This window comes from Pseudomonas sp. SG20056 (genome assembly GCF_031764535.1).
In the GTDB taxonomy this organism is placed as follows: domain Bacteria; phylum Pseudomonadota; class Gammaproteobacteria; order Pseudomonadales; family Pseudomonadaceae; genus Aquipseudomonas.
Window position 1 is genome coordinate 2,945,842 of sequence record NZ_CP134499.1, and the last position, 14,445, is coordinate 2,960,286.

The following is a 14,445-nucleotide window of genomic DNA, read 5'->3' on the forward strand; positions in this document are numbered from 1 at the left end:
ACTGCAATACGCTAGATAAGCGTTAACAGTCAAAAGCTGTGCCAACCCTGTAGGCTAGGCTTCAGCTTTGAATAACAAACTACGAACCTCCGAAAGATTCTCTGCTAGTTGCAGTGCCTCTTCAGAAGGGATCTGTCGGATCACATCACCCGACCCTGCATCGGTCACCTTGACCACTACACGTCCACTGCCCTCTTCGAGGGAAAAATTCAGGCTACGGCGAACCGATTGGACAAAGTCCTGAATCGTCGCAACTGCCGCTTCGACCTCTTCTCGAGAGGCCGCGGAGCCATTTTCAACTTCTGCGACCCTACCGGTTGCAGCGTCTTCAGAAGGCTTACGTTCAACAACATCGGCCACAACTTTGGCAGATGCATTTGGCGCACGCTCTGTTTTAGAAGCAACAGCGATGGATGCAGGCGAACCTTGAATAGAACCAATGTCCATAACTTTCTCCTCAGAATGAGGGAACGGGGAGAAGAGCTAAGCCCTTCTCCCCGCAGTCTAGCGCTTTTACCCTTAGCCGAGCAGGCTGAGTACAGCCTGCGGCAACTGGTTAGCCTGGGCCAAGATCGCAGTACCGGCCTGCTGCAGGATCTGATTTTTGGTCAGTTCCGAAGTTTCAGCAGCGAAGTCAGTGTCACGAATCCGGCTGCGAGCTGCAGAGGAGTTCTCAGAAATGTTCTGCAGGTTCGAGATGGTGTTCTCGAAACGGTTCTGAACAGCACCAAGCTGGGCACGCTGGCTATCGATGTTAGAGATCGCACCGTTGATGATACCCAGAGCGTCCTGCGCACCTGTGGCCGTACCGATGTCAATGGTATTGACCGCATCCAGCTCACTGAAGCCATCAGTACCCAGAGCACCACTCATCCCATTCACACTGAAGGCATCAGCTGCTTCAAGCTGAACTTGACCGTCAGCACGCGCACCTCCGCCAGTCACGATGGTAGCTGCAGTACCCACGTCATCTTCACCGTCGAAGCTATTAGCCTGCAGGGTTGCACCACCGGAGCCTGCGTAGTTGCTAATGCTGATCGCATCGCCACGGGAGCTGGTCAGCTCAATGGTGCTGCCTTTGGAAACAGCCGAAATACCCGTTTTACCGGTTTCACGGTTGATCGCATCAGCCAGGGAAGACAGGTTGCTCAGGTCGTTCACTACGGCAGAAACAGTGGCAGAGTCAGTATCAAGCGATTTGCTGGTCAGGCCAGACAGATCGAAAGAAACAGTACCCGAGACAGTGATACCACCCAATGTGGCAACGGTACGAGCGTTGGCAGTTACGCCGGTTTCGTCGCTCTTAGCGTTGATGGCACGAGCCACTTCACTCGCCGAACCGCTGGCTGTACCGGCAATGGCTACATCACCGTCGGACAGTTTGGAGTTGATATTGAAGGACGCATCACCGTAAGCACTACCCGAGGTAGCACTGAACGCAGCACCCGAAGCAGTAGCAGCAGCGGCCGCACCATCAGTGGTAAAGCGGTTGATACCGATACGATCAGTGGCTGCAGAACCGATCGAAACGCTGATGGTTTCGTAGGCGTTTGCACCCACCTGGAAGCTTTGCGAACCAAAAGAACCATCAAGAATCTTACGACCACCGAAGCTGGTGGTTTCAGAAATACGGTTCAGTTCTTGTTGCAACTGCGACACTTCGCCTTGCAGAGCTGCACGCTCAGTCGCACCGTTGGAACCGTTAGCCGACTGCAGAGCCAAGTCACGGATACGTTGCAGAATGCCAGTCGACTGCTGCAGTGCACCTTCAGCGGTTTGTGCCAGGGAAATGCCATCGTTGGAGTTACGGGTCGCAACGTTTAGACCGTTGATCTGACTGGTCAGGCGGTTGGAAATTTGCAGACCGGCGGCGTCATCCTTGGCGCTGTTGATGCGGAAGCCGGTGGACAGGCGCTGCAGCGAAGTGTCCAGGCCTTTGGATGAGCTGTTGAGGTTACGCTGAGTGTTGAGTGACGCTACGTTTGTGTTGACTGTAAGGGCCATGGTGTTTGCCTCCAAAGGACCGTGCTACTGAGTTTGTCTGAGCCTGCGAGCTTCGGGCCTGCTTTGCTCAGACGCCCCATAAAGTTCGCATTCGATCTTTATATCGGCGGCCTTAGGAACAGCTTTAGCAACTCGTTCTATTTTTTTTTCCGCAGATAGAACAATTACTTAAGCGGCAACACCGAGAAAAATCTGGTATCTGCCGACATCCCGACGGCAAATACCGATTTTTTCACGTACCAAAACAGCTTTATTAATGCACCACACAAACCGGCAGCATGCTGTCGGCATCAATCGGGCAACCATGAGGCTCTCCAAGCCTCAATATTTGCCCCATCCAGCATCCAGCCACCCTGCACCTGACGGCGCAGCTCATCGCCCATCCTGGCACTCGCCTCCAGATCACTGATGTGCATACGAATGGCGTCGACCCAATCCTTGAAACGGTTTTTCACCCGAGTTACCGGCAGTGCGCCCTGGTAGCACACCAGGTCACTGCAAACCACCGGGAAACCACACGCGCCGTACTCAAGAAGACGCAGGTTGCTTTTACATTCATTGAACAGGTTCTGCTCGACTGGCGCCAAAGCCAGATCCAGATCCAGCCGGGCCAATGCGGCTGGGTACAGATCAATTGCAACGCCGGCATGCAACTCATGTACATAAGGGCGAATTCGGTCCGGGCACATCCCCATAAACACCCACTCGACCTCACCTGCCAGCTCTTTGACCACGTCAGTGATCAGCTCAAGATCACCGGTATGACTGATACCACCCGCCCAACCAACGCGCGGTTTCCTGCCGCGTTGTCGCTTGGATGAAAGGCCGCTCCACCAATCCACCGGCAAGCGGTTCTCAATCACCCGAATGTCCCCATGCAAGCCGGCAAAGGCCTCAGCCAACGGCGCAGTGGATACCGTGAAGCGATCGACAAAGCTCAGCCCCTTGCGCAGCGACTTAAGTATGTCTTTTGGCATCTGCGGACGATGCACGCTTTTGAGTGGCAGGTTGGGCAGGTAATCGTCCAACTCATAAATGGTGAAAGCGCGCGAGAACTTCTTGATCCGCCGCATCGCATCCAGCCGCTCATCACCTATTTGTCGTTGCAGCACAATCACGTCAGGATCAAGACGCTCCAGATCCGGCACCTGCAACAACCCAATAGACATCATGCCATCGACCATTCCGTGCTCTTTAAGCGCCGAGAACGGTTTGATCACACGGTAGTTACCGCAGCCAAAGGGATCCGCCGGATGCGCCAGTACCACTGGCAGCGGGCGCCAGCTCAGTGGACGCCAGGTCAAACCGGCGTCAGCTTCTAAATCAAAACCGCGCCCGCTGAGCGCCAGATTACGGTTGTAAGCAGGATCACGTGCAATATCGGGCAGGTGACGTTCGTAGAGAGCATCCTGCCCAGCCACGTCAGGCTCTCGGTATACATGGTCATGCATTAACACCGCATGAGCAGCCCATACGGTCAGGTAACCCGCTGAACGCACCCGAAGGCAGAAATCGACATCACGGTAGGCACTCAGCGTTGTATCCAACCCGCCCACTTGATGATAGATGTCAGCGCGGACCATCAGGCAGGCATCGCTGACGGCGCTGTAGTTCTGATCGACCTGCAGACGCTGCAGGTAACCCGCGCTGTCCATTGCCTCACCGGCAAAAATACGGCCTGCAGGACCGCGCAGCCCGAGCAGCAAGCCAGCTTGATCAATACGCCCATCACCGCTCAGCAGTTTGCCGCCGACGACACCAACTTCAGGACGCTGCGCATGATTGAGCAACTCGCCCAGCCAGCCGTCGCTCACCACAACCGCCTCACCAGACAACAACAGCAAGTACTCTCCTTGAGCTGCCAGGGCTGCCTGATGCTGGGCCTGGGCAATATCCGCAGCTGCAACAACCCGTAGCCGGGCGTCTGCCAGATCAGCAATACCCTGCAGCCACACCTGAGTATCCGCATCCATCGCTTGATGGGCGCCGAACAGTATCTCGTAATGCCCGTAGCGGGTTTTCTCGAGCACACTGTCCAGGCAACGCTGTAGACAGACAAGGGACGTGTCGACCGCAATAATGATCGACACCAGCGGTGTATTCGAATGGCCGTAATCAATGCGATAACGCGCAGGCAACCCCGGAACAACCCGAGCCTGATAGCCACGCTGAGCCAGATGACGCTCAATAACGCGCCGCTCATCCGGGTTGTCCTGCAGCGCAGGTGCATCCGTGATCAGCAGTGGTTCATCGACATGCCCGAGACCAACCAACCCTTCCTGCTCGATGAGCCGGGTCAACAGCTCGAACTCAAATGCCTCAGGGAACTCGGCGTCGAAGCCACCGGCAGCGAGGAACATATCTCGGCGATACAGCCAATGACGCGCCATGACCAGCGGGAAGCTGAGCAGCAGATCGAGGTTGAACCCTGGCAGAAAGGCGCCACCCAGGCTGCCATCAGGCAAGCGCTGCAATTGGTCACCATAAATCGCACGGCACTCCGGGTTTGCCGCCAGCTCGAGCCCGGCGACCATCAGGCCACTGGGAGTGAACTCATCGCCGGCGTGGGCCAACATGAACCAGGCAAAATCACTCTCATTCACTACGCGGTTAATCTGGGATGCCTGGGTTTCATCGCTCAGTCGAACGAAATGCAACTTATCCGCCGCAGAAGTCACCGGCGCCTCAAGGCTGCTGGTGAGCACCACAATTTTCAGGGTGGCATACAGGCAGCGCTCGCCGATCAGGCTCTTTAGGGTTTGCATCAAGGGCGGCGATTGCCCTTCCAGATCAAGCACGATGATGCCGATTAACGGGCCGCCATTTTTATCCTGAAGGTATTCATTAATCAGGCGATTTTCCGTCTCGGTCGGAATACGCTCCGCCAGCCAACGCTGCAGAGTAGGTATTTTGGGGCGTACTTCCACCGATACACCCAGACGCTGCAGCATATCCCCACGTTCATGCGTCAATACCTCACTGCCAGAACCGGGATAACGCTGATATAGCAGTTGATAAAGCGCCGGGAAGTTCTTCCGCTCCCGGCCCAGCATGTGATCGTCACTAGTACTCTGCTCACGCGTATGTACTTCACTGGTCACAACCGGCACATGAACAAAGGGGTAACGCGTGGCCAGACGCAGGAGCATGTCCCAGTCCTCGAACGCGGCGAGGCTGGTGTCGAACTCGCCTACGGTCGCCAGCATCTGCCGTGGGTGCGCCCAGGTATTGACCGGAATGTAGTTCTGCACGAACAAGCGGTCGCGATCGAATACCTCATGCTTGAACGGCTGGCCACGAGCCAATTCGAGGCGCTGCCCGTCTTCCAGCTTTTCGTTGACGTACTCAACGCCGGTATAAATGACACTGCCCGGATGCTGCTCGAAGGCCTCGGCCAGCACCGCGAGGTGATTGGGCAAGTAGATGTCGTCGTCGTCGAGGTAGACGATGTAGCGCCCACGCGCCAGCGCCAGCCCCGCGTTGCGCGCCGCTGAGAGGCCCTGGTTGCGCCCCTGGCGGATGTAGGTGATGGGGAAGTCATAAGCGGCAAGCAGGTGCTCGACCGGCTCGCCGTTGTCATTGATCAGGATGACTTCAAAATCGCGCAGGGTCTGACAGCCCACACTGTCCAGGGCGTCCTTGAGCAGATCCGGGCGGTTGTAGGTGGTGAGGATGATCGAGAACAGAGAACTCTCGCCCAAGGCCGCGAGCGCCTCAAGTCGCTCACAGAGATTGCGTACGCGCATCCCCAAAGGTGAGTCCACTTCGCTCGGATACAGGGCGAGCCGGCGGCGAAGGTGTGCAGCGACATCGAGCTCTCGGCCGCGTAACTTGCCCTCGGCGTTGCGCTCGAACAGCCCCTCAACCAGGCGAATATGATCGGCCAGCGGCGCACTCGACGCGTAGAACTCGGTAGAGAGTTGCGCAGCGTGTGCCCTGTAGGTGACGCCGGGCTCACTCAGGAAAACGAAGTATGGGTGTTTCTCCGCCACCTGCAGCATGGAAAGCCAGTCGCCGGCCCCATTGAGCTGGGGATCTCGACGCCAGACTTGTAGCAATGGCTCGCGCTGGATCAGCGTTGCAGAGGGCGGAATATAGTTGTCATGGATCAACAGCTCAGCGACTTCGTTGCGACCACCATCGTAGTCTTCGCAATGGTAACCGGGGTGTCTTGGCGCAGCGAGAGTCTGCCCCTGCTCATTTACCCAACGGATTGAGGTATATCCCACGACCGCTTCGGGCTTGCGCAACAGACGAGGCAACAGACGAGATAAGTAACCTGGGTTGTAATAGTCATCGGCCATTAGAAGCGACAGATAACGCCCCTGAGCGATTTGAATGCCGTTGAGTACATTGTAGCTGGGCCCCACATTGCGCGAGTTGCGCAGATAGCGCACACAAGACTCTTTGGCGAACGAAGCGACGACTTCGGGTGTGCCGTCCGTTGAAGCGTTATCGAGAACCAGAATCTCGATATCGTCATAGCCCTGATCCAGTACGGACGAGATGGTCTGTTTCAAGAAACGTCCGTAGTTGTAAGCCGGGATTATGACGCTAAGTAACGGTCCACTCCCACGAACTGCAGCCGCATCTCCCGCAATTGCAGCAGTAAGCGCCGCAATCCAGCATTCCGTGGAATAGGGGTAACTGCTCTTGTCGGTACAGAAAGCCGCTATGACCGTAGCGGCAGACGTGACACGCTCATTGCAGCGCGCGGTTAGGTCAGCTTCACCAACGCAGTCGCGAGCGTCGATGTAGCTACCAGGCGGCAACCATGCGGGAACGCTCCACTCCCCCACATGGACAGGCACATCACCGCTTTCCAGACACTCACGCCATTGTGGCGAAAGCAGGCCCGGCAACTCAGGGGTGTCAGCGCAAATTTTCCACTGCGGAGCGCTCGCTGGCGTCGCAGGCAGATTCAGTGGTGGGTTGAGGCATACGAGTCGACCGTCAGTGAAGGGTTCACCAAGCGGTAGGAAGATGCGGGCGAACGACGCTTCCTGTTCAGCGGAGAAGCGTGACTGTTGGCCACGCAGCAAGAGGTAGCGACGCACCTGCACGTACGAGGTGGCCAGTGATGCACCGTCACGGGAATCTGACACCAGCAGGAGGGCGTCATAGATAACCTCTTGCCCGGTCACCACCCGCTCGAAGATCAGGCCGTGGGCATCACCATAGACTTTGAGCTGCTGCAACGGCAGCTCACGTAGCAGAGCCTCCCAAGATGCGTCGCCGACGACGAACAAGTGCTCGGGATTATCACAGGCAACACCTGCGATACCCACTCGCCATGGCTTACCGAGGCAACGCCCGCCGACCATCACATCACTCTGCATCATGTCCCCTGTCATTATGTTGCGCCCTGGCAAGGTACAGACATCGGCAGCTTTGCCGAGAGGTTGAATCCTTGTCCGAAGCGTTCCCGGGCTTGCCGGGTAGATTATTCCTACTGGCCTTGAAGCTTACGAAAGTGCATGGAAAGTGAGCTGATCATGGAACAGGCAGCCATGCGCGACACCTGCCCTTTGCAGATGCTGCTCGGCATAATCACGCCCCGCAAACGTGGCAATGAACACATAGACGCCATCACGCTGCAAAGCCTCCAGATGATCCGAACGCACCACCGGCACGCCACAGAAACGCTCTGCCTGCAGGTACTCGTCCACCACCACAATCAGCTCACTACCGGGGCGTAACTCCCGCAAGGCTCGACTCAAACGGACACCGTGCGTATTGGCCCCCCAGAAAGCAAAACGCAAGGGAGCTGAGTCATCGGGCAGCAACCGGCGTAACGCCTGCTCCATCAGATGGTTGTAGTGGCTACGCTCACGCGACTCGTAGAACGCACTGATTTCGGCCCAAGGCGCCCAGCGCTCGCGTGCGAGTTCTATTTGCCTGGCAGCTGCACTGCGAATTGTCTGTTTGACCTCTTCGATTTCCGGCACCTCGGGGTTCCAATCGATCTCGGCAAAGGTGTCCCGAGTATGGATCTTCACGAAACGATCCAGCCAGGCGAAGCGGTCACTGATGTTGTGTGCCACGACGATGGTCGGTACCCCCATGGCGATACAAGGCGCTGCGCAATGCAGGCGGCTGGTCACCACCAGCACTCCTTCGTCGGCATAGCGACGACACAAGCTGCGGGCCAGAGCATCGAGGCGGTCAGCCTCCTCCTGATCTGAGGGAATACGTTCGTAGGGAAGGATATGGGTGACCCGCTCCACCTTGTCCGCCAGTTCCGCAGGCAGGTATTCCAGCAACTCATCGGGCACGTCAACGAGGAACACCTTGCCATCCACCGGTGCGCGTTCACGGCGGGGGAAGGTAATGGTCAGACAGCCCGAGGTGAAAGCGGCAATGCCGCGCTCGCGGAACATCTGCATAACCCGCTCGTCGCGCGTACCGATCGGCTCGTGGCGGCGAAAATGCTCAAGGTCAGCGGGGTCGTCCACGTCGCTGGACAGGCCAAAGCTGAAATAGACGGGAATGATGTAGGGCGAAAGCGGCAACGGGCTCTGCGCGTTACCGAGTGTGAAGTAGCCGCACATCGGCATCAGGATATAACCATGGCGACCATCGTATCGGTGGAAGTCATAGCGATTCAGACGCACGATCTGCTCGGACGGGATGCCCATGGTCGCATACAGATGCTCGACAGCATGGGTCTGGATGTCGTCTCCCAGGTTGCTCCGACTACCACTGGTCAGATGGCCGAAAGTCATGACATTGGTAATCAGGCCGTACTTCATGGCCGTAGGCGTGAACATGGATCGAACCTCTATCGGACAGGGCGCTGCCATTGGGCAATCGTCTCCGCGTGCTTTTGCGGATGCATGAAGATGTAGTTGGTCTGAACGGTTTCCTCGGTGACCTGAGTGCAGACCTCGAGCCCGCCTCCCTCGACGAAGACCCACGCGCGGTAACCATAGCGCTCCAGCAGGGCAAACACGTCATTGGGATGGTAGCCGAACGCCCGTGACCACTTACGCAATAACTCCATCAGGATGATCGGCGTAGCCTCCAGGATCCTCTCACCGCCCTGCACCACCATCAGCTCAGCCCCCTCCACATCGATCTTCAACAGCGCGGGAACGATGTTGCGGCTGACACAGAACGCATCAAGGGTCGTGGTTCGACAGACGACGTTCTGTATCGAAGCATGTCCCCGGGTTTGTCCGGCCAACTTCAGTGAAGTAGCACCGGATACATCAGGGGCAAAAAGGAAGTTCAGCTCGTCCTCCTGATTGAACAGCCCCATGCGAAGAATCTCGATATTCTCCAAGCGGTTGAGACGGATATTTCTCTCGAACATTTCAACGGTAGACGGGATCGGCTCGAAAGCGTAAATGCGCGAGTTAGGGCAGTGCCGGCCCAGCACCAGAGAGTACCAGCCCAGATTGGCGCCGATGTCGAGGAAGACCTCACCGTCACGCAGTACCGACTTGAGAAAAGCGGTTTCATCGCGTTCGTACTGTCCAAAATCCAGCAGCGTGTAGGGTGTGGCATGCAGATCCACGGCATCCACCAGCATGGCGATGCCATGGGCGGCTGAGCTGACCGAGACCCCATCAGCGGTGATGCGGATTTCCGCCACATCGGTGCCAGTGAGGAACTCGGGATAATCGAAAAGCCCTGCGTGCTCTTGGTTGATCCGCTCGCCGTATTGAAATTTGTCGATCTCACCTGCCTTAAAAGCTTCCCGGGCCCGGACAAGGCGGTTGTGTTGAGTCTTTTCCATATCGGGGTTCCCATTCAGGACTGAAGGAAGTAACGCAGGGTTCGGGCAAACCCCACTTCGGGCAAGATGCTTGGCCGCCAGCCCAAGCGCTCCATCTTGGCGAGGTTGAAATGGCCGCCAACTCGAAACAGTGCCTGCCGCTCCAAGCTCGCCGGCGGGTGTTTCACCTGCAGGCCGGGGGTCGGCGAAAGCCCTGCGATCAACCTGGCCAGTTCGAGGATGGTGGTTTCCTGATCCAGCCCGACGTTGTAGGCGTTGCCGCCCTCGCCGCGCAGCAACAGGATCAGGAAAGCGGCGGTGGCATCGGCAACATAGCAGAACGGACGACTACCGGAACCGTCGCTATTAAGCACGATGTCACGCCCTGCCAATGCATCGGCAACGAAATCGGCGAAGGATCGCCCATCATCAAGGGCAATACCCGGACCATAGGTGTGAGAGATACGCGCCATGACGGCGGCCACACCATGCTGGCGGTGATAATCGGCACACAAGGTTTCTGCCACCCGCTTCCCTTCACCGTAGCAGGCGGAAATATCCAGCGGATCCAGCGCACCGAAATCGGTCTCGCTGATAGGCCTGTCGCTCTCACCATGGCCGTAGACCGCACCACTGCTCATCAACAACAAACGCGCCGAATGCTGCCTGGCCAGTTCCAGCAGGTTGAGCGCACCCAGCACGTTAGAGCGAGTGGTGCCGATGGGGTCGCTCAGATACTGCTTGGGGCTGCCGGCACCTGCCGCGTGGACGATGAAATCCACCCGTTCCAGGACAGGAAGAGGATCACAGACATCCTGAATGATTGGGCGGAACCAGCTCTGAGCGATCAGATGGGGGAAACGCTTGCGCAGTTTCTCCGGGTGCCGCGCCAAGGCATGGATGACGACGGGCTGCTCCGGCCAACGCTCACTAAGAGATGCGAAGAACTCCACAAGGTAGGCGGCCAAGAAACTGGTGGCTCCGGCGATCAGCACATGACAACCGGCAAAACGCCGCCAATCCTCGTCACGGGAAAAAATCACTGCCAAGTCTTCGGCGATCACCGGATGACGGCGCGGGATATCCACTGGCTCCATATCAGGCCCGCCTCGCCAGCACGCCCATCACCTCACCTCGGCTCCAGCCCACATCCACGGGCAGACGCAGGACATCGACCAGCACTAGCCCCTGGCGCTCCAGCAGACGATGCAGGGCCACCTCGCTGAAGAAGTTGACGTGTTCGTGCCAATGGCGCTTGAGCGGCGCCAGCTCCAGGCTCCCTGGATGCTCACGTACCAGAGCCTCATGAGGCACTTCCAAGTACAGCAGCGTCTCAGAGCCCAGGGCCGGCAGCATGCTCCGAACCACTTCCAGGGGGTAGGACACGTGCTCCAATACCTGACTACAGGTCACGAGGTCGTATTGCTGCTGGCCAATCTGCTCAAGATCGATGCGTTCGGCGCCAGGCACCAGCTCAACGCCGGAAATATCGTGAATGTGCAGCAAGCGATTACGCTTGCGAAACAGACTGTTGATACCACTGTCGCCGCCCCAGTCCAACACCATAGGCGACTCGGGCAGATGTGGTGCCAGCCAGGCCTCCACGTCATCCAGATAGGCGGCGCGCTGGTGGTAGTGAGGTATCACGTTGACGTAACCCGGCTCGAAACGCATACGCTGGGCGTTATATTGCTCGTCGCGGTAATTGTGGTAGAGCGCCGCCATCTGCTCATCGGTAAAACGGAAGTCGAGGAACAGTGCCCCGCACTCCTGGCACTGCAACGAGTTGCACAGGGTATAGGCCATGCCCTGGCGCAAATCGCGCAATCCCCAGTCTGCGGTGATTTCCACCGGCTCATGGCCAAATACTCGCAGGGCGACGAAAGGCATCAACACTGCGGGAGAGCGTTGTAACCGCCCGCTACCACAGCAGATGCAATGCCGAGCGATAAGGTCGCGATTCACCATGCGCTACGGCCTCCATCCACCACCAGATTGGCGCCATTCATATAAGAGGAGGCATCCGAACAAAGAAAGGCGATCGCCCCCCGGTACTCGTCGGCATCAGCCATGCGCCCGAGGGGAATCAGTTGGCTCAGTTTGCTGACGAACACATCGTTCTGCCCGGCATAGACGCCACCAGGCGACAGTGCATTACAACGCACGCCCTGTTCGCACCAGTAGGTGGCCAGGTACTTGGTCAGACCGATCAGGCCATGTTTGACCACCGAATAGGTAACCGGCTTGACCGGCTGCTGCTCGGCCTCACGCCCCGGCACGCGGTACAGACGCTGATCCGGCGCGATGACACCCAGGTCGGAAGCAATGTTGATAATCACCCCACGCCCCTGCCGTGCCATCCGCGCACCGAACACTTTGGCGCAGTTGAAGGCACCGCCCAAACCTACATTCAGGTCGAGCTGCCATTGCTCCCAGGGGAAGTGCTCCAAACGGGAAAAATCCTTGTCGCCGGCGCTCTCCACCTTGGGGTTACGCGCGGCATTGTTGATCAGAATGTCCACTCGACCGTATTGGGCCTGCAAGCGTTCGCCCGCCGCGATCACGGCATCCAGCTCAGTGATGTCGGCCTCAAGCGTCAGGATTTGCTGGCCGGTCTCCTCAGCGAGGCGAGCGGCGTTTGCCGCGAGCGCTTGGGCATCGATATCCAGCAGGATCGGCAAGCCTCCGAGGCCTGCGATGGTTGCGGCATGCTGATAACCAAGCAGCCCGCCACCGCCAGTAATGACCGCCACCCGGCCATCCAGGCGAAACAGCGCTTCCACACTAACCATGGATATCGACCTCGCTCAATGACACTTCGCACTGCCGCTCCAGCGAACGCAGCGCCGCCAAAGCCAGCCGCAGACTCTGCAAGCCGTCGCGGAGCCCGATAGGTGAAGGCTCACCGTGGCGCAGACAATGCAGAAATTGCCGGGTCTGGGCCAGGAACATGTCGTTGCGACTAAAACCGGGGAAATCATCCTGCTCGCACAGCACGCCATGGGCATCATGCACGCGCAGTTGGTTGGCAAGCAGATCGATTTCGGCAACACCAGCATCGCCGATTACCTTGAAGGTACGCACGGGGGGGCGCTGCAAAAAGTCCTGATGAAGCAAAATGGGAAAACGGCCCAGCTCACCCTCATAACGCATCAACGACGAAGCGGTATCCTCAACATCGATCTCCAAACCACTCAGCTTGCCACCATGACAGACGATGCTGCGCGGCAAGCCGAAAAACCAGCAGATCAGATCCATTTCATGAATCTGTGAGCGGATCACACCGCCACCCTGGTCGGCCCGCGAAGCATACATCTCACGGTAGTCCTCGTAGCGGTGCCAATCTGGCAGGTGCTCGCCGATCTCGGCCCGAGCAGACAGCACACGGCCGAAAAAACCGGCTTCGAGCAGCGTCTTGATGCGTTGCAAGCCGGGGTGGTAGCGATAGTTGTAGCCCACGTGAAACAACAGTCCTTGCGCCCGTACCAGGCTATCCAGTTCGGCAACGCCCGACAGGTCACTTGCCAGTGGTTTCTCCATGAAGATGGCAACACCGGCGCGAGCGCAGGCCAAGGCGACTGGCACATGCAAAGCGTTTGGGTTGCAGATGAACGCTGCATCCGGTTTACAGGCAAGAGCCTGCTCCAGACTGGAGTGGACGGTAATGGCGTAATCACACTCCAGATCAGCGCCCTCTTCAACACCTCCTTCGCGTAACTTGATGCGCTGTCCACGCACTCGATAGGCATGTACCTGAAGCTCATCACCCAGCAGTTGCTTCAGGTTGCGCAAATGGCGTTGGCCAATGCTGCCAAGACCGCAAAATAGAACCTTCACGAAAGCCTCTCATTGATTAACGCGCCACCGCGCAGCCAGTTGGCGGTACGCGCTGCCATGCACGTCTGCCAGGCCGGCTCCTGCCCCGGCTCACCTCTGGCCGCTTCCATAACGAAATCGCCGTGATAGTCGATCTGCAGCAATAGTTCACGTAATAGCGGGAAGTCTGCGTCGCCCTCACCCAAGGGGACGGTAGCTGCGCCGCGTCGACGGTCCTTGACATGCACACTGACAATCCAGGCGCCATAGGTCGCGAACTCCTCGCGTGGGTCGAAGCCGGCCGCCGCACTGTTACCTGTGTCGTAATTGACGCCGACCATGGGATGGTCAAGCGCCAGAAGCAGCTCACGGAAAGGCTGTGGCGCCAGATCACTCTCCAGGCTCAAATGCACTCCCCGTTTTTGCGCCAGAGGAAGTATCTGACGCAAACAGTCGACGACCGTGGCCCGCTCTTGCTGTGTGCGGATGCTGGCCGCATCCAGCAGCGGCAGCACGATGCGCCGAATGCCCACTTGCGGACACACGTCGATCAGCCAGGCCAGACGTTCGCAGCGCTGTTTGCGCTGCGCTGACGTGCAGCGCACTAACGGACAATCCATGAAATAGTCCGCACACACGGAATGAAGCTTGAGGCCAGCCTGGGCCAGGCAAATGTTCAGCTGCTGCCGGCCAGACTCGCTTTCCAGCGGATTCGCGCCTTCGCCATACAGGTCGTACATCCACTCGATGCCGCGTATCCCAGGTAGCGTCCCGAGCATCGCCAGCTCCTGTTCCCAGGTCGCTCGAGGAAAGGCCTGATAGTGTCCATCGAGAGGGGGCCCCAGTCGGCCCTGCTTGGTGAAGACACCTGCAGCGGCATAAGCGGTGAGATGGTCGATATCCAT

The 14,445-nt window shown here is 58.0% G+C and carries 10 protein-coding genes; all 10 read right to left on the reverse strand.

What is annotated here, in order from left to right:
* Window positions 1–54: 54 nt before the first annotated feature.
* Entirely contained in the window at window positions 55–447 is a 393-nt protein-coding gene (locus RHP75_RS14070) for a flagellar protein FlaG (protein WP_311088733.1), read from the reverse strand.
* A 72-nt stretch (window positions 448–519) separates the two neighbouring features.
* A complete protein-coding gene (locus RHP75_RS14075; RefSeq protein ID WP_311088734.1) occupies window positions 520–2,004 on the reverse strand; it encodes a flagellin in 1,485 nt (494 codons plus the stop codon).
* A gap of 290 nt (window positions 2,005–2,294) precedes the next feature.
* Entirely contained in the window at window positions 2,295–7,328 is a 5,034-nt protein-coding gene (locus tag RHP75_RS14080) for a glycosyltransferase (protein WP_311091944.1), read from the reverse strand.
* Window positions 7,329–7,469: 141 nt separating this feature from the next.
* Window positions 7,470–8,774, reverse strand: a complete 1,305-nt coding sequence (locus RHP75_RS14085; protein ID WP_311088735.1) for a polysaccharide pyruvyl transferase family protein — start codon at window positions 8,772–8,774, stop codon at window positions 7,470–7,472.
* Window positions 8,775–8,785: 11 nt separating this feature from the next.
* Complete coding sequence (locus RHP75_RS14090) at window positions 8,786–9,745, reverse strand: FkbM family methyltransferase (protein WP_311088736.1); 960 nt, start codon at window positions 9,743–9,745, stop codon at window positions 8,786–8,788.
* Between the two features lie 14 nt (window positions 9,746–9,759).
* Complete coding sequence (locus RHP75_RS14095) at window positions 9,760–10,821, reverse strand: NAD-dependent epimerase/dehydratase family protein (protein ID WP_311088737.1); 1,062 nt, start codon at window positions 10,819–10,821, stop codon at window positions 9,760–9,762.
* A 1-nt stretch (window position 10,822) separates the two neighbouring features.
* Window positions 10,823–11,614, reverse strand: coding sequence for a class I SAM-dependent methyltransferase (locus RHP75_RS14100; RefSeq protein WP_311088738.1), 792 nt, complete (start codon window positions 11,612–11,614; stop codon window positions 10,823–10,825).
* A gap of 71 nt (window positions 11,615–11,685) precedes the next feature.
* Window positions 11,686–12,516 (reverse strand): SDR family oxidoreductase, encoded by an 831-nt coding sequence (locus RHP75_RS14105; protein ID WP_311088739.1) that lies wholly within the window; start codon window positions 12,514–12,516, stop codon window positions 11,686–11,688.
* Entirely contained in the window at window positions 12,509–13,561 is a 1,053-nt protein-coding gene (locus RHP75_RS14110) for a Gfo/Idh/MocA family oxidoreductase (RefSeq protein WP_311088740.1), read from the reverse strand. The genes RHP75_RS14105 and RHP75_RS14110 overlap by 8 nt, the downstream gene beginning before the upstream one ends.
* A complete protein-coding gene (locus RHP75_RS14115; protein ID WP_311088741.1) occupies window positions 13,558–14,445 on the reverse strand; it encodes a sugar phosphate isomerase/epimerase in 888 nt (295 codons plus the stop codon). Before RHP75_RS14115 ends, RHP75_RS14110 begins: the two co-directional genes overlap by 4 nt.